Below are 17,688 nucleotides of genomic sequence, written 5' to 3'. Positions count from 1 at the left end.
ATAAATCCGGCAGTAAGATGGATTAAACCGAAAAGTCCTGAGGAAAATGGATTTGGATCCGAAGTGTATATTTGTTCAGAGGGAAAGGAACTTAGATGTGCATCATCCGGTAATCAAATTGGTGGCCAGTTTGGCCCGAAACAGAGGGGTCACTTTCACCGAAATACACAATGAAGAAGGGAAAGTTCAAGCAACATTGAGTGAATATTTAGTCAGAAGTAAATCAGAGGTTATAATTACAAATCTGTTAGCGACCAATGAAATGACCAGTTTTAAATATGAAACATTATTGTACGCTCCTGATAAAACATTTTATCTTCCAGATTTTACTGTAAATGTCAACGGAAAAACTTATTACTGGGAACACGTTGGAATGTTACATTTGCCAAAATACAAACAGCGTTGGGAAGAAAAGCAGAAATGGTATGATAAGCATTTCCCTAATCAATTACTAGTTACTTATGAGAGTGAAAATCTGACAATAGAAGCTCAACGAATAATTGATGAAATTAAAAGCAGATAATCCATAATTACAAGAAACTAGATTAATGATTAACCCTATAGAACGCATTACCCAAAATCGCATCATCCAACTCTTCCAAAAAGAGTTAGGCTATACTTATTATGGTAATTGGGAAAAACGGGAGCACAATAGTAATGTTGAAGAAGAAATTCTAAAAAAGAATTTGCTGAAACGTGGTTATTCTGAAACCCTTGCTGATAAGGCGGTAAAAGAGGTATATGACTTGGCTACTGCCAACTCTAGCAATTTGTATCACCGAAACAAGGCAATGTATTCGCTATTGCGCTATGGTGTTAAAGCCAGACCTGATTTAGGTGAGCAGTTTGATACCATTTTCCCGATTGACTGGAACGATTTTTCAAAAAACGAGTTTGGGATTGCAGAAGAAGTAACATTAACTAAGGGAGAAAATAACCGTCGCCCCGATATAGTTTTATATATCAATGGAATTGCGATTGGCATTTTAGAATTAAAGAGAGGAACTATTGATATTTCAGAAAGTATCAACCAGTCTATTTCTAATCAACGGGTATTGTTTAATGAGTGGTTTTATACCACGGTGCAGTTGCTGATGGCAGGTAATAATACACAGGGTTTAAAATATGGCACTATTGAAACCGAAAACAAATATTATTTAGCCTGGAAAGAAGATGAAGAGGATAACGAAGGCTACAAACTAGATAAATATCTAAAAAAGCTCTGCCAAAAGGAGCGACTGATTGATTTGATTTATAATGGTGTTGTTTTCGACGCTGGTCGGAAAAAGTTTCCCCGCCCACACCAATATTTTGCATTAAAGGAAGCTCAAAAATTTGTGCGTAGAAAGGAAGGGGGGATTATTTGGCATACTCAGGGTTCGGGTAAATCGTTAATGATGGTGATGTTGGGTAAGTGGATTTTGGAAAATGTTGCCAATTCACGAATTGTAATATTAACCGACCGTACTGAATTAGATGATCAGATAGAACGGGTTTTTAAAGATGTAGGGGAAACGGATGTCGCAAAAACGAGGTCCGGAAAAGAACTAATGACTTTTTTAACTTCTTCCAGGCCAAGGTTGGTTTGCTCGCTCATTCATAAATTCGGAAATAAATCGGAAACGGATTTTGATGCTTTCATTAAAGAATTACAGAGCAATCCTGTGCAGACACAAGGCGAGATCTTCGTATTCATTGATGAATGTCACCGTACGCAAAGTGGTAAATTGAATCAAGTAATGAAAGCCGTGCTGCATAACGCTGTTTTCATAGGATTTACTGGTACTCCTTTATTAAAAGAAGATAAGAAAACTACAATGGATGTATTTGGCAGATACATTCATACGTACAAATTTAATGAGGCCGTAGATGATGGTGTAGTAAAAGATTTGATGTATGAGGGTAGGGCTATTGAACAAAATCTTACTTCGCAAACCAAAGTTGATCAGTGGTTTGAAGCTAAGACAGCTGGCTTAAATGATTTTCAGAAAAATGAGCTGAAAAAGAAATGGGGCACTATGCAAAATGTGCTGAGTTCTAAAAGCAGAATGGAAAAAATTGTAGCAGATATAATTGTAGATTTTTCTGTTAAACCACGCTTAAAATCCCAAAGTGGAAACGCTATTTTAGTTGCATCGAGTATTTATGAAGCTGCGAAGTATTATAGTCTTTTCTTAAATACCGAACTGAAAAATAAATGTGCCATTATTACTTCCTATAATCCACATGCTAGTGATGTTTCATTAGAAGATACCGGTGCCGATAGTGAAACGGACAAAGAATTTATTTATAAGACTTACACCGATTTATTAAAAGAGGTTAGTGTAAAAGGAAATAAATCTAAAACGGAAACTTATGAGGCAGATGCCAAAGAAAGTTTTCGTAAAGAGCCGGCAAGAATGAAACTGTTAATAGTAGTTTCTAAGTTGCTGACTGGTTTTGATGCACCACCTTGTAGTTACATCTACATTGATAAAAGGATGCAGGACCATACTTTATTTCAGGCAATTTGCCGTGTAAACCGTTTAGATACTGATGATAAAGACTATGGTTACATTGTTGATTATATGGAGCTCTTTGGCAAAGTTACTGATGCCATTAATGTATACACTTCTGAGTTAGCGAGTGAAGGATTTACAAAAGAAGAGGTTAATGTACAATTGAAAGACCGCTTGAAAATAGCTATAGATCGATTGTTTACAGCTTTGGAAACAGTTGAAAGCATTTGCGAAAATGTAGCAGCGCCTAAAGACGGGTTAGCTTACATTCATTATTTCTGCGGTAATACTGAAATCTCAGAAGATTTAAAGGCTACAGAATATAAACGGATGGCACTTTACAAAGCCATAGTAGAATATATAAGGGCTTATGCAAATGTAAAAGCTGACTTTGTTACGGCTGAATTTACAGCAGCCGAAATTAAACGGTTTAATGATAAGCTTGAGGATTATTTAAACCTAAGGGAAATTATCCGTAAGGCATCTGGCGAAACAATTGATTTAAAAGCCTATGAAGCTGATATGCGTTTTTTGATTGATACTTACATTAGAGCTGAAGAATCTGAAGTGATTTCTCCCTTTGAAAATATTTCCTTATTGGATTTATTGGAGACAGATATGGATAAAGCTATTGATAGTTTGCCAAATGAAATCAAAGGGAATCCAGAAGCCGTAGCTGAGGTTATTGAGAATAATGTACGTAGTAAAATTGTAGAGGAACATTTGTTAGATCCGAAGTATTTTGATCATATGAGTGTGCTGTTGCAAGAGCTTATTGAAAGAAGGAGGCAGGAAACGATTAACTACCAACAATATTTAAAAGAAATAGCAGCATTAATTAGCAAGGTAAATCAAGGAAAAGAAGATAGCTTACCAAAATCTTTAAATACAAAAGGAAAAGTAGCGCTTTATCATACTTTGGATGATGATGAGGTTTTGGCTTTAGCTTGCGAAGATGCCGTACAATACGTTAAAGCAGACGGATTTAGAGAAAACGTGGCGAAGCAAAAAATAGTTAAGAAAGCAATCTATGGGGTAGTGAAAGATTTAGATAAAGTAGAGAAAGTTTATAAAATTATCGACGCACATAAGGATGAATACTAATGAGAAGCGATAGTTTAACGATTGGGTCTGTAAAAATTGAGGTTACATTTAAAGAGATTAAAAACCTCCATTTGAGTGTGCATCCACCAGATGGGCGAGTAACTATAGCTTCCCCTGATTTTTATGATTTGGAAAAGGTTAAAATATATGCAGCAACCAAATTAGGATGGATTAAAAGGGAACAGGGTAAAATAAGGAGTCAGCAAAGGGAATCGCCAAAGTTGATGATCACAAAGGAAAGTCATCAGTTTCTAGGGCAACGCTACTTACTCAACGTAATTGAAGCTAATAAACCAAAGCTGATTTTAAAACATCATACGATTGAACTTCACTGCGTGCCTCAAGCTACTACCGAACAAAAACATAAAACACTATATAACTGGTATAAAAAACAGCTAGATGGGGTAGTTGGAAATCTCCTTGTGGAATATGCTAAGCTGATGAATATTACTGATATTAACTTTGGTATTCGAAAAATGAAATCTAAGTGGGGTAGTTGTAATATTGGCAACCGTATGCTATGGTTTAATATTGAGTTGGTAAAAAAGCCTAAAGCATGTATAGAATATATTGTTGTGCATGAACTTGTTCATTTATTAGAACGCAACCATAATAAGAATTTTATTATGTTAATGAACAAATATTTACCTAATTGGAGAATTCAAAAGAAAATTTTAAATGAACTGCCTTTGTAAGTTATTAACTTGAAGATACCCTGAGACATCCGTCCGACTGGTCGGGCCGAAGTTCAGGGTGAAGATCGAGGAGTGAACCCTTAGCAGATCCGTCATTCCCAACTTGATCCGATAGCTATCGGATGGGAATCGTAATGCTTTGGCTATCTATGCCGTGCGCACGGGCTTTCTTCCGCTCGCCGCCGCGGGGGCTCTTACCTTTTTCTTGATAAAAAGGTAACCAAAAATCAAGGCTTGGATCAGTTTTTTATGCGATAATGTTGTTTTTATCGGTATAAAAGATTGCTGCGCAATTCTTGTAAAAAGCTACGAAAAGCTGAATAGCGGCAGTTTCTAGGCGCTTATCCACGCCCTGGCCAATGCACGCGCTTGTTCCTGCCTTGGGCAGGGGAGATGAAAGGCTGTACAAATCTTTTCGTGCTTTTTCCTGCGAAAATCTCCTATGCCGGAGGACAGGGTGCAGAGGATCCCCCCATGCGTCATGCTGAACTCGTTTCAGCATCTCTTTATGGCTCGCGTAGATTTTGGAGAGACCCTGAATCGAGTCCGATAGCTATCGGACCAGGGTGACGATCGAGGGAGAGATCCCCTTCCACAATCCGTCATTCCCGTGCAGGCGGGAACCACGAAGTGCTCAGCGAAACTAATCTTAATACATTGGCTGTTCTTTCCCTTCGCACTGTCTTGCCTCGGCTTGCCGCCGAACCGCTCTTACCTTTTTCTTGATAAAAAGGTAACCAAAAATCAAGGCTTGGATCTGATGTTGGATAAAATCGTCAAAGCTTTTATTGCGGCAGCGCAAGCCCCGACGAAAAGTCGGGAAAGACACGCTGCCTTGGGCAGTATTATTTGAACGTTTGTGCAAAAGCTTTAACGTTTTCTCCTGCCATCATCTCCTATGCCAGAGGGCAGGGTGCACAAGGGTTATAAAGTCCTTCGACAGGCTCAGGATGACAAGTTAAGCTGGGATGCGCTAAACTTTTCTCTTGCATCCTTTCCCTTCCAGGGGAAAGGTGCCGGCAGGCGGATAGGGGCCTGGTACGGTGGCTGTGAAGATCCTTCGACTCCGCTCAGGATGACAGGCTAAGTGGGATGTGCAAGCGGGATGGACAATAGAGATTCTTCGACTACCTGTTCCGATGCATCGGAACGCTCAGGATGACAATAATAAAAAAAGCCGTTCCGGTTTTTACATCGGAACGGCTTATCTTAAACATCGCTTTTCAGCGTGAGGTACTAGGGTTTCTTGCCGATGTTTACGCGTACATTCACTTCAAAATCGCCGCCGGTATAACCGCTGATAGCTGAGGTGGCGGTGTTGTAATAAGCCATGAAATACAGGGTAGATTTATAATTCATGCCGAAACCTACGGTAGCATTCTGTGTATTGTGGTACATGGCCATCAGGTACAGCTTATCGTTGGCAAAGTTGGCGTTTAAGCCGGCATCCCATAAATTCTGGTAGTTTTTAATACCCCTGAATACACCCTTCGGCTCCAGGCTAATGGCATCCATACCGGAGCTGAGGTTAAACTTATAACTCACCGCCGAGTAAAAAGTGGGTTTATCGGCAAAGTTTAAATCGTCTTTCCTGAATACGGAACGCATGTTGGGTACGGCACCTTCGATGGTTAAGTTTTTCGAAGTGTAGGATACACCGAAATCGCCATCGAGGTAATAGCCCCGGTCGTTAAAGCGGGCAATGGAAGGGTCGTTAATGTCGCTGTTTCTTACACTGCTTAAATCGAGCCTGTCCTGACTGGCGCCAAAAGAGATACCAAAGTTTAATTGCTGCTCGTCATTGCTGAGTGGGAGGTGATAGGCAAAGGTACCTACGGCTTTGGTACGCTGGATACCGCCCGATTTTTCGTTGTAGAAATTTACACCCCAGCCCACTTTGTTTACCTGCTGATCGAGCGTAACGCTTTGGGTAAGTGGAGCACCGGGAATGTTTGACCACTGCTTGCGGAAACTGCCGTTGATGTTAAAGCCTTCGTTAATACCAGCCATAGAGGGGTTAACCAGGTAACGGTTCTGGAAATACTGGGCATTTAAAGGCAACAGCTGTGCTTTTGCACTTTGAAAAAAGGATAATCCTGCTGCAAATAGAAACGTTACGCGACTTATTTGCTTTATGTTTTTGATGATTGCTTTCATGTCTGTAATTAGTCTCTAATGATATTGATAAAACCTTTAAATGTACCAACGCCTGTTCCGAGGTCGATGATGTAGTAATAAGTGCCTTCAGAAAGCGGGCTACCGTTTATGGTGCCATCCCAATCGTTGGCGTAGGTGTGTTTGGTGTACAGGATCCGTCCGGTTTTATCAAAAATCTTCAGCGTATTGTTGGGGTAATAGTCGATGTTTTTGATGATGAACTTATCGTTGTACCCATCGCCATTTGGCGTAACTACGGTACTGGCTTCGAGTTTATAATCTTCAATTACGGTAATGGCAATGCTTTGCTCGCTTGTACAACCACTGGCATTGGTTACGGTTACCCTGTAGGTGCCGCTCTGTTTTGGCCTGATGGTTACGGCTGCGCTTGTTTGTCCGCCTATGATGTCGCTACCAGTCCAGTTGTACTGGGTGCCACCTGTTGCGGTTAAAATCAAAGCTTCGCCTTTAGAGATGGATGCACCTTTATTGCTGCTGATGGCAACAACTGGTAAAGCATTTACGGTTACGGTTGCTGTTCCAGTTTGTGCCTGACTGGCATAAATATCAGCAACGCTAACCAAAGCATAGGTATAGGTACCTGTAGCACTGGTTGGCACGTTAACCGTTGCTGTGTTCGAACCTGAACTGGTGCTTACGGTACGGTTGCTTCCGCCATTAATGGTATAGGTAAAGGTGTACGGACCAGTACCAACTGAGCCTGTAAAGGTAATGTTCGGCGAAGCAGCAAAATTACAAACCGAAGTACTGCCTGCAATGGTGGCTACCGGCAGCGGACGGATTAATACCGTTGCCGAACCGGTTTGCGGCTGACTGCAATTTGCATCGGCCACACTTACCAGGTTGTATACAAAAGTACCTACCACATTGGTTGGCGCTGCTACTGTTACGGTGTTTCCTGTAGCGGTTACGGTGCGGTTGGTACCCCCGTTAATGTTATAGGTAAAGGTGTAAGGCGCTGTGCCGTTTGCACCGGTAAAGGTAATGTTAGGAGCAGTAGCCAGGTTTGGTACAGCGGTAGAACCGGATATGGTTGCGGTAGCAAGCGCTCTAATGGTAATAACGGCAGTACCAGATTGGTTTTGGCCTGCATTTACATCAGATACACTGATGAGGTTGTAGTTAAAAGTTCCGGCAAGGTTTGTTGGCGCAGTTACAGTAGCCGTTGTATTGGTGCCGGTGGTGCTAAGGGTTTGGTTTGCACCACCGTTAATGTTGTAGGTAAATACATAAGGGCCGGTACCATTGCCGCCGGTAAAGGTAACGGTTGGTGCGGTACCGTTTAAGCACAGGGCAGTAGTGCCCGAAATGCTGGCTACAGGGATCGGGTTAATTTTAACGGTTGTAGAAACGTTCTGCACCTGGGTACTGTATGCATCGGTAATGCTGGTAACGGTATACACAAATGTACCTACAGCATTGGTTGGTACGCTAAGTGTTGCGGTAGTGGTTGCCGATGTTAAGGTTTGCGGCGCAGCCCCGTTAATGTTATAGGTAAAGGTAAATGGTGCGTTACCTGCTGTGGCGGTAAAAGTAATTACCGGTGCAGTGCTGTTAAGGGGCACGGAAATATTACCACTTAAAGCTGCAACAGGTTTGGCATAAATACGCAGGTTGGCGGTTTGGTAGTTTAAGGCATAATTACTGCTTAAAGCCAGTGTGCCCTGCTGTATGGCATAATCGCCGGCAGTTTCGCCTGCTGCACGTGTTAACGTACCGGTAAAGGTATCGGTGCCGATAAGTGCAGGGGCAGCGGTATAAGTTAAAGTGGGATCTGCCGTTCCTGCTACCTTGGTTTTGGCATCGGCAGTTACGGTAATGGCTTTAGGGGCGATGGTTAATACCTGTTGCTTAGCTACTGCCGGATTAAAGAAAGTATCGCCAGGCTGTTCGGCGGTAATGGTTACGGTACCTGCTTTTACAATGTGGATATCGTTATTGCTGATGGTTGCAATATTGGTATCGCTGCTGGTGTAGGTAATGTTAATGCTGGTATTGTCGCTGGTGGCTCCGGCTGCAAGATCGGGGTCGCCATAGGTTGCGCTACGTGTTGGGGCAAAGGTAATGTTTTGGTCTTTCTTAACGGTTGCATCATCTCTGGTGTACCAAATGGGCGAGGTAATGATCCTGCTTCCATCGGCTTCAACAATATCGGCATAATAATAACCGGTAGCCAGGTTGGCCAAAGCATTATCGGTATAGGTTAAGCTGGCCGTTGTACTTGTGGTTAACTCAACAGGGTTGGTGCCGCTACCGGGTGTTCCGTATAAAATCCTGATGCTGGTTACCGGACTGGTGGTAATTGAGCTTACCGAAAGCTGTGGTGCGCCGGCAGTTTTAAATATACTGCCCACAGGCTGCTTATTGATAGTGAAAATTACTTTGGCTGCGGAATCTTCTGAAGCATAAAACCGCATCTTTTTAATGGCATCCAATAAATCGTTTTCGGTAAGGGCAGGAGCCAGTACCACTAACCGGGCACGGGTGTGCTTACCAAAGGTCATGTTGTGGTTATCGTGATCGATGGAGGCACCGAGGTGGTATCCTTTGGCCAGCATGCGGTTATAATAACTTAAATAACTCATTGAGCTTGCCGGATCGGAATAGGTAACGTTGGTAGAAAACGCCGGACCACTGGCTAAAGCGGTTCCTACAATGGCACTGTCGGCGCTTAAATCGTAGGTGGCTGCCAGGTTGTTAAAATCGGTTGTATTGGGGTGGGCCAGGGTAGCTACAGCATTTAAGCCATGCCTGTTTATAATCCTGAATAAGCCGTTGGGGCCAACATAGGTGCTTTTAGGAACATAAATCTGGTTTTCGCCGGGTTCCCATCCAATCAGCGAATCGATACCGTACACAATAACGTGTCCGCCGCCGCTGATTACGCCCCACTCCATACCGTGCAGGGCTACGAAGTTAGCAGTAGTTGCTTTTTTAGCGGCATCGATACCGGGCTGCCAGTTAGCTAAAGACATGCCTGCCTGGGTGTGGTTATGCTCAGATATGCCCAGGAAATCGAGGTTCATGGCCGTTTTGGCGAAAGCATAATCATCCTCAGGTTTTTTGGTTAAATCGTCTTTGTTACCATCAGAATAGCTACTGTGGCTGTGTAAGTTGCCATAATAGAAATTCAGTTTATTTACATCGAGTATACCGGTTTTAAAATTGCCTAAAAGGGGTTGGGCAGTTAAGTACAAAGGTCCGCCGCTGCAGGCACTGTTTACAGCATAGGTAAAGAAATAGTAACTGGTGTTTTGGGTAAGGCCGTTTCTAATAAAAGAAGTACCTGTACCTCTTTTTACCACAATACCGCCACCCAGCATATCGCCAACGTTATAAACGGTTTGGTTTTGGGGTGCCGCGCTTAGGGTATTGCTGGTGCTCATTACCACCAGGTACTCATCGGCAGCTGCTGCTGGTGTAAATGAAGCCTGGATAAAGTTATAGTTGGATGAGGTAATGGTAAATGCAGTAGGCTGTGCCGTTGGAGTAGCACATGGCAACAGGGTTTTGGTGGTTTGTGCAGCCGTTAAAATGTTGCTGGTTAAATATTTTGGTCCGCCGGTACACGACAGGTTATTTAAAGGAACAATAAAATAAGTATAGGTGGTAGCACTGTTTAAGCCGTTATCGGTAAAAGTATTGCTAACAATTTTATTGATTACGGTGCCACCGCCCAAAGCAGCACCTACAGGATAAGCGGTACCATCGGCAGGCAGGGCGCTTAAGGTGTTGTTTAAGCTTCTGATAATGAGGTATTCGTTGGCATCAGCCGATTTGGTGAAGCTGGCCGTAATGCTGCCGGTAGTTACTGCGCTAAAGGTTAAAGCAGTCGCCGGACTTGTTGGTGCGGCACAGGCCGGTAAATTAGGCGGGAAATGAACACCCAAGCGGTCTGCATCGTCATCATCGATGGCATTTTGTACCGTAGCCAGTGGTGTTCTGGTCCAGTCGTTATCTACATAGGTTGGACTTGGTGCAGTTACGTTTAAGCTTCTTACGTAAGAAACATCTTTAGCATTAACGCCTTGTCCGAAGGCATCGATAATGTTGTTATTGGCATCTAAGAGGGCCACACCATCATTACCGTTAAAGTTGATTACGGTATTGCTGTTTAAAATGGCACTTGCAGGGGTTAAATAAGGAACTTCGGTACCATTACCCGTATTGCCCAAAAGTACTGAGCCATGGGCAGGGATGGTAAAGTTTAAGTTTACAGTTTGTGAGGGTGCACCGGTGATGTTGATGTTACCCGCATCGCCAGAAATATTGTATAAGGCTAATTTTAACTGTGGCGATGCCGTATTAATGGGGGCATTGCTGAGGTTGGTTAATTCGATCCATTTGTTTACAGATGTACCTTCGTAATACTGACTGATGATTACGGGGGCGCTCACCAAAGGAGGATTAGCCGTTGTGGCATCAACAGTAGCCACAGTGGTTTGTAAATTGCCGGCAGCATCTTGTGCTACTACGTATAAGGTATAAGCGGTACCGGTTGTTAAACCGGTGATAGATGCGCTGGCATCGGTATTGGCGGTATTGGCAAAAGAGCCCGATTTTAAGGCTGCAGCGCCGGTGCCGTCCTGTGCGGCTTTAACCTGCGCAGGGCTCGGGGCAGTGCCGCCCGTTAAGGCCAGTACGTAATAAGTGGTACCTGCTTCGTTAATGTTGTTCACAAAATCGACTGAAGTGGTGGTTACCGTTGTGGTTTTTGGGTAAGTAGCCGTTGTTACCGGAGGGGTCACATCAGCCAAACCCAGTGTAGTTACATTAAGCTGGGCTACGCTTGTTTGTAGATTGGGTGTGGTAGCGGCATCTTCTGCCACTACATAAACCACGTAGTTTGTGCTTGCTGTTAAGCCCGTAATGGTGGTACTTACATCGGTATTGGCTGCATTGGTTAAGGTACCTGCCTTTAGTGCTGCGGTGCCTCCGGCGTTTAAACCTGCTTTTACCTGCGCGGGTGTAGGTGCTGCCGAGGGAGCTGGCGTTACTACGTAATAGGTTTTGCCGGCTTCGTTAATGTTACTGATCAGATTAACAGTGGTGCTTGTTGTTAAAGCTGTTTTCGGATAACCAGAAGCATTTGTCGGTGGTGTTGTATCAATCGTACTTGAACCTGTTACCGAACCACCGATATTGAAACCGATTCTTCCGGCAGCAGGAGAGTTAAAGCCCCAACCGCCAGTGGCTGTTTGCCCTGAAGCATAGTAACGGATGGTTATGGTGGTGCCTGCAGCAACATTTTGTAATGCTGTTATACCAGATAAATTAACCGTTGGAGATGCGTTAGGTGCAACAGTTGTACTTGTTATCGATGATGGGCTTCCTATTAAAGTAAAAGTTGTTCCATCCAAGCTATATGCGTATTGTGAACTAACACCTGCATTTGCATAATAAGTGGCTGTTCCGGCAAAAAGTGCATCAATTGAACTGAGTGAAATCTTATTACCTGCTGATGCGGTTAGGGTTACCTGAAAATAATCAGTATTGGTGGTAGAAATTCCGTCATTTTTAAAATTGACTGTCCTGAAGGAATTGTTACCTGCACTTGCTGCTGCTCCGGCACCGCGTGTTAAAACAGGAGCTGCAGCTAAGCCTGCGTCATAAGTTGTGGCAGTAGAAGTTGCCAGCATACTTTGCCCTGTAAAATCCCAGCTGGCAACTTGTGCCAGTGTAGCGAAGGGGAAGTAGAGGGTAAGAAATAAGGATAATAGTAAAAGTTTTTTCATATAATTTTTTTAGGGATATGAAAGGATGAATAAGCTTATTTATGAATAGTTAAAGCGTGGTACCTTGTTGGTGTACTACGTCCAGGTGGTTTTCAGAATTGTTCTGACAGGGATTAAGTTAATGGGCGTAAAGTTTTTACCATATTCGGGAGATAAGGGTGATTTAATGAAAAATGATATAGGTTTGTTAGTTGTAGCAAATGTATGTGCAAAAGCTTAATAGTCAGGTTAATTTAATGTTAATTAAAGCGATTGTGGAAAAATAAATGTAATAAGGGGTAATTTTTTGATGGTAAAGGCGTTGGAGAAGGTTTCTTTTCGGTTGAAACGCTTAGGTAGTCTTCTTCTCGCCGTCATGCTGAACACTTGCGAGGCTGGTGGAAAGGAGTGGTTCAGCATCTCTCTATAGCTCGTGGCGGTTAGGGAGACCTTGAAAAAATCATGATCTAATGAATTATACCGCTTAGTATGTCATCCTGAGCTTGTCGAAGGACCTTTATTACTCCCCTCCATAATCCGTGATTCCCGTGCAGGCGGTAACCACGAAGTGCTCAGCGAAGCTAATCTTAAAGCTATCGCTGCTTTCAGCAGCTTTTATTTTTTCGGCTCATTGCCGCCGTGGCTAGTCCTTTTTCCTTGATGAAAAAGGACCAAAAAATCAAGGCCTGGATCTGATGTTGGATAAGCTAGTCGAAACTTTATTAGCAACAGCGGCTAGGAACGAAGAAAAATCGTTCTTGCCTCTGTTTTGGTTCTTTGGTATATTGTGGAACTGTGCAAAAGTTTCAACAGCTTCTCCTGCCATCATCTCCTATGCCGGAGGGCAGGGTGCAGATAGCATGGTGCAGAGAAACCTCGCGCGTCATGCTGAACACTTGCCAGGCTGTGCGGAGTGGGGTGGTTCAGCATCTCTTTATAGCTCGTGTTGATTGTAGTGAGACCCTGAAACTAGTCCGATAGCTATCGGACCAAGGTAACGGCGATCCCTTCCCCGATCCGTCATTGCTAAGCCGGGTTGTGCGAGCTGAAGCAATCTGTCTAGAGGAGCAATCTCTTCCACAATCCGTCATTCCCGCGCATGCGGGAATCGTAATGCTTTGGCTGTTTTTCCCTTCACACTGTCTTACCTCGGTTAGCCACCGAACCGCTCTTACTTTTTTCAGCTGTGTTTATTTTTTTATCGGCCTTCAAGCTTGCTTCGCAGGTTGGCTTGATCCAAAAGTAACAAACTTGAGCGCAGCGAAAGCATGCCAGCCGATGAAAACAACAATAAAATGGCATAACTGAAAGGCTTGGATCTTTTCTTGTAAAAACCTACGAAAAGCTAAATGGCGGCAGTTTCTAGGCGCTTGCCCGCGCTTAGGCCAATACACGCGCTTGATCCTGCCTTGGGCAGTGGGGGTATGAAAGTTAGTGCAAAGCTTTTCGTGCTTTTTCCGGCGAAAATCTCCTATACCGGAGGGCAGGGTGCAGAGGATCTAATTTTGGTTGTCATCCTGAGCCCGTCGAAGGACTTTTGTTACTCCGCGCTCAAACCTCTCTGTCATGCTGAGCGCAGCGAAGTATCTCTCCATTATTTACGTCGGTAAAGTAGAGACCCTGAAACAAGTTCAGGGTGACGGCGAGGTAGTTGATGACAGCCGAAAGGATTACGGCTGATTTATGTTAATTGATATAGATTCCTCGGTTTCGCTGCGCTCCACTCGGAATGACGGATTTCTTTTAAGGCGTGTTCTACCCGTTATTGCTATAGGATTTGTTTCAGCATCTTATTTGTGCAAGCTATATAGAGACCCTGAAACACCCGTACGACCGTCAGGGCAGAAGTTCAGGGTGACGGCGAGGTGGTGGGTGACAGCCGAGAGGGGTACGGCGGATTTAGGTTAATCGATATAGATTCCTCGGTTTCGCTGCGCTCCACTCGGAATGACGGACTTCTTTTAAGGCGTGTTTTGCTCGTTATTGCTATTGGATTTGTTTAATCATCTCTTATTTTATTTGTGCGAGCTACATAGAGACCCTGAAACACCCGTCCGACCAGCCGGGCGGAAGTTCAGGGTGACGTCGAGAGGGATAGTGATAAATGTTTATCTTGCATCCTTTCCCCTGAAGGGGAAAGGTGCCGACAGGCGGATAGGGAGTAAAACAAAAAGGCCAGCTCATCCGCTTATAGCGTGAGCCAGCCTTAATACAGTAGCTTTTATACTTTAGTACTCTACATGATAATCTTTCGGGAAAGGTTTCGCGGCCCAGGCTTTTTTAGCTGTCCAGTCGGCGGCTGGGGCCGACCAGAATTCGTCGCTGGCCGGTAAGCCCAAAGGCAGGAACGACAGTGTAGCCATGTATAAACTGCCTGTAGAGGTATAATAATCGGCTATTTCGGCGTCGTGACCACAAAAGCCCAGCTGTAACCAGCCTTTGGCATCGAAAGTACCCGGGGTATCGTATAAATTCTGTTTTACTTTGGTTAATGCCGAGCGTACCTGTGCCGGTGTAATGGTTTCGGGCAATTTATGCATTAAAGCTACCTGACTTAAAGCCTGGAAAGCACCGGTACGATAGGTAATAGAACGGCCTATAGGCGGGTAAGTGCCTTCGGGCGAAATCATTCGCTCCTGCCCTACCACGTAACGCTGCATGCGTTTTAAAGCCAGATCATAACGCTCCTGTTTCGCCAGTTTATGATCAACCATTATGGCCAGTGTATCTACCATCATCGGGTGAATTACAAAAGAGTTGTAGTAATCGAAAGCCAGATTTGGTCCGTCGCCATACCAGCCATCACCTTTGTACCAGCTGTTAAGTGCATCTACTCCTTCGTTTAAACGGGCTTCGTCATGCTGCTCACCAATGGAAAGTAAAAAGGCTTCGGTAATAGAGCCAAACAACAGCCAGTTGTTTTTAAACGGTTTGCGGTTGCGCAGCGATTTAAAAGCTGCTATAATGGCTTGTTTCGTTTCGGTTTTTAAGGGTTCCCACAGGGCTTTAGGCGCCCTTAAAAAGGTTTGGGCCAGGTAAGCCGAATCTACAATGGGCTGGTAATCTTTACTAAAATTAAGCTTATCGGGACTGTTTGGTGCAAAGCAATTGTCTAAACCCTGAACAGCCTGTAAACGGAGTTTTTTTCTTAAAGCACCTTCTGCTGTAGCATCATCAGGCAGGGCCAGCCAGGGGGCTATACCTGCATAAGTACGGCCTACGGCCTCTAAATAAGATACCGTAGGAGAACGCGAATCGAACTTGGGTGCCGTAATTAAAGGCATGTTTTTAACCAGGGTGCCGTTGGCCAGGTTTTCTACCACCGGACTGGCAATTTTATACAAGAGTTTGTACCAGTATTCGCGGTCATTTTTAAGTCGGTTGGGGGCTTCGATTGTCGTTGTAGCCGAGAGTACGGTTTTAGGGCTAAATAAACCGAATACTCCGGTTAAAGACAGGGCTCCTATAAAATTTCTTCTTTCCATATTGTAAGGTTATAAATACCAGTTTTTATAGCGCATCAGCGCCTCAAGATAGTAATAATCGGCATAGCTTAAAGGTACATCGATTTCTGATTTAAGGGGCAATGCACCGGTGCTGTGCATCAACAGGAAACCACCGTTTTGGCCGGGTTTGGCACTGTAAGCTGCTGATGAAAGCGAAACAATCATCTTTTTGGCTTCGCCCACAAATAACTTTTGTTCGCTTTTGCTGCTGTATTGGCCCAGTTCTAATAAGGCTGAGGCGATAACGGCTGCGGCAGAAGCGTCGCGATAGGTGTTTGGAATCCCGGGCGCATTAAAATCCCAGTAGGGTACCTGATCGGCAGGCATATTGGGGTTATTAATAATAAAATGGGCAATATTTTTAGCCTGTTCTAAATAGCGTTTGTTTTTGGTAAAACGGTACATCATGGCATAGCCATATAGCGCCCAGCCTTGTCCGCGGCTCCATGCCGACTCATCGAATGCCCCCTGCGCAGTTCCTTTTTTCAATACTTTACCGGTGGTCATGTCGTAATCTACTACATGATACGAGCTGTAATCGGAGCGGAAATGGTTTTTTAATGAGGTATCGGCATGGTGAATGGCAATTTCCTTGTATTTCGGGTCGCCACCATGATCGCTTACCCAGGCCAGTAGTTCGAGGTTCATCAGGTTGTCGATAATTACTGGGCCTTTCCACAGCTTATTGCTGTTCCACGATTGGATTACCTTGGCTGCGGGGCGGTAACGCGTAACCAGCGAAGCAGCCGCTGTATCGATAGTAGGTTTGTACTCCGGTTTTCCGGTAATACGGTAAGCATTGCCGAAACTGCAAAACATCATGAAACCTAAATCGTGGTTTCCGGTGTAGTGTTTTTCTTTTTCGAGTATGGCCAGTCGTTTTTCGGCTTCTTTAAGCGTGGCCTGATCTTTAGTGTACTCGTAAATGTAAAGTAATGAGCCTGGGTAAAAGCCACTGCACCACCATTGGGTATCGCTGGTTTCGAGCCGGTTACTTTTGGCGTAAAAAGTTTTCGGCATGCGGTTATCGGGTGTGGTTTTGGCCAGGAGCTGATATTGTTGCTGTGCAAATTTAAACTGTTTATCAATCAGGCTTCTCATCGCTTCCTTCTCATCAACTGCTTTTTGAGCCGGGCTAATTGCTGCCGAAGCCAGTAAACAGATGCTGAACAATAGTCTCTTCATAGTTTAGGTATATTGTGGATTAATTAAATTCGGTTAAGCCGGTACGGCGTTTTACTGTTGGTTCTGGCAAAATTGTGCTTTTGCAGGTTTAAAAAAGACGAAAATCCTAAGTGATGGGGTAGAAAATCCTAAAGGGAGGTGTGGGATGTAACGTTTTGGATATAGCTCAGTTTTTTTGTTGTTGTCATGCTGAGCGCAGCGAAGCATCTCTTGTTTGCTCGCGTGGATAACTGAGAGACTCGTCATTCCCGCGCAGGCGGGAATCTTAATGCATTGTTGTTTTATTTCCCCTTCGCAGAGTCTTGCCTCGGTTAGCACCGAACCGCCCTTACTTTTGGCTTGATCCAAAAGTAACAAAAGATCAAGGCCTGGACCTTTTCTTGTAAAAACCTACGAAAAGCTTATTTGCGGCAGTTTCTAGGCGCCTGCCATTACACATTCCCAACGCACGCGCTTGCTCCTGCCTTGGGTAGTGGGGTATGAAAGGTTGTGCAAAGTTTTTCGTGCTTTTTCCTGCGAAAATCTCCTATGCCGGAGGGCAGGGTGCAGATGGCAAGGTGCAGAGGTTTTATACATTAGCTTGTCATCCTGAGCGTAGTCGAAGGACGTTCATTATTCCCTTCCACAATCCGTCATTCCCGCGCAGGCGGGAACCACGAAGTGCTCAGCGAAGCTAATCTTAAAGCCCTTGTTGTTTTATTTCTTCTTGTCCGCTTCAAAAAAGGGTGACAAGGTTTGCCTGAAGTATTGGTTCTATCCTTGCAGGTGGCAATTCTATGCTTGCAGGCGTTAATTTTATGCTTGCAGG

Annotated in this window: 7 protein-coding genes; 3 read left to right on the top strand and 4 right to left on the bottom strand. The window is 44.0% G+C overall.

Annotation, left to right across the window (positions count from 1 at the left end; translation table 11 throughout):
- The first annotated feature begins 46 nt into the window (after window positions 1-46).
- Genes OC25_RS26430 through OC25_RS26420 form a run of 3 tightly spaced genes read left to right on the top strand, consistent with a single transcriptional unit; the run spans window position 47 to window position 4,297 of the window.
- Complete coding sequence (locus OC25_RS26430; protein ID WP_039483506.1) at window positions 47-523, top strand: hypothetical protein; 477 nt, start codon at window positions 47-49, stop codon at window positions 521-523.
- A 25-nt stretch (window positions 524-548) separates the two neighbouring features.
- Window positions 549-3,602, top strand: a complete 3,054-nt coding sequence (locus OC25_RS26425) for a type I restriction endonuclease subunit R (protein WP_039483503.1) — start codon at window positions 549-551, stop codon at window positions 3,600-3,602.
- On the top strand, window positions 3,602-4,297 hold the full coding sequence (locus OC25_RS26420; RefSeq protein ID WP_039483500.1) for a M48 family metallopeptidase: 696 nt from the start codon (window positions 3,602-3,604) through the stop codon (window positions 4,295-4,297). Before OC25_RS26425 ends, OC25_RS26420 begins: the two co-directional genes overlap by 1 nt.
- 1,236 nt (window positions 4,298-5,533) lie before the next feature.
- On the opposite strand, the gene OC25_RS26410 is transcribed toward OC25_RS26420, so the two are convergent.
- From OC25_RS26410 to OC25_RS26390, 4 genes are all read right to left on the bottom strand, one after another.
- A complete protein-coding gene (locus tag OC25_RS26410; protein WP_039483494.1) occupies window positions 5,534-6,454 on the bottom strand; it encodes a PorP/SprF family type IX secretion system membrane protein in 921 nt (306 codons plus the stop codon).
- A gap of 8 nt (window positions 6,455-6,462) precedes the next feature.
- A complete protein-coding gene (locus OC25_RS26405; RefSeq protein ID WP_039483491.1) occupies window positions 6,463-12,210 on the bottom strand; it encodes a CehA/McbA family metallohydrolase in 5,748 nt (1,915 codons plus the stop codon).
- 2,207 nt (window positions 12,211-14,417) lie between these two features.
- Window positions 14,418-15,674 (bottom strand): DUF2264 domain-containing protein, encoded by a 1,257-nt coding sequence (locus tag OC25_RS26395; RefSeq protein ID WP_039483485.1) that lies wholly within the window; start codon window positions 15,672-15,674, stop codon window positions 14,418-14,420.
- Between the two features lie 9 nt (window positions 15,675-15,683).
- Entirely contained in the window at window positions 15,684-16,880 is a 1,197-nt protein-coding gene (locus OC25_RS26390; protein WP_039483482.1) for a glycoside hydrolase family 88 protein, read from the bottom strand.
- Between the last annotated feature and the right edge of the window lie 808 nt (window positions 16,881-17,688).

The organism is Pedobacter kyungheensis, assembly GCF_000812965.1.
In the GTDB taxonomy this organism is placed as follows: Bacteria; Bacteroidota; Bacteroidia; order Sphingobacteriales; family Sphingobacteriaceae; genus Pedobacter; species Pedobacter kyungheensis.
This window is presented reverse-complemented; position numbering and strand designations above follow the sequence as displayed.

Coding starts and splice junctions, on each gene's coding strand:
- OC25_RS26430 (WP_039483506.1), top strand. CDS start 47: ATGGATTTGGATCCGAAGTGTATATTTGTTCAGAGGGAAAGGAACTTA.
- OC25_RS26425 (WP_039483503.1), top strand. CDS start 549: ATGATTAACCCTATAGAACGCATTACCCAAAATCGCATCATCCAACTC.
- OC25_RS26420 (WP_039483500.1), top strand. CDS start 3,602: ATGAGAAGCGATAGTTTAACGATTGGGTCTGTAAAAATTGAGGTTACA.
- OC25_RS26410 (WP_039483494.1), bottom strand. CDS start 6,454: ATGAAAGCAATCATCAAAAACATAAAGCAAATAAGTCGCGTAACGTTT.
- OC25_RS26405 (WP_039483491.1), bottom strand. CDS start 12,210: ATGAAAAAACTTTTACTATTATCCTTATTTCTTACCCTCTACTTCCCC.
- OC25_RS26395 (WP_039483485.1), bottom strand. CDS start 15,674: ATGGAAAGAAGAAATTTTATAGGAGCCCTGTCTTTAACCGGAGTATTC.
- OC25_RS26390 (WP_039483482.1), bottom strand. CDS start 16,880: ATGAAGAGACTATTGTTCAGCATCTGTTTACTGGCTTCGGCAGCAATT.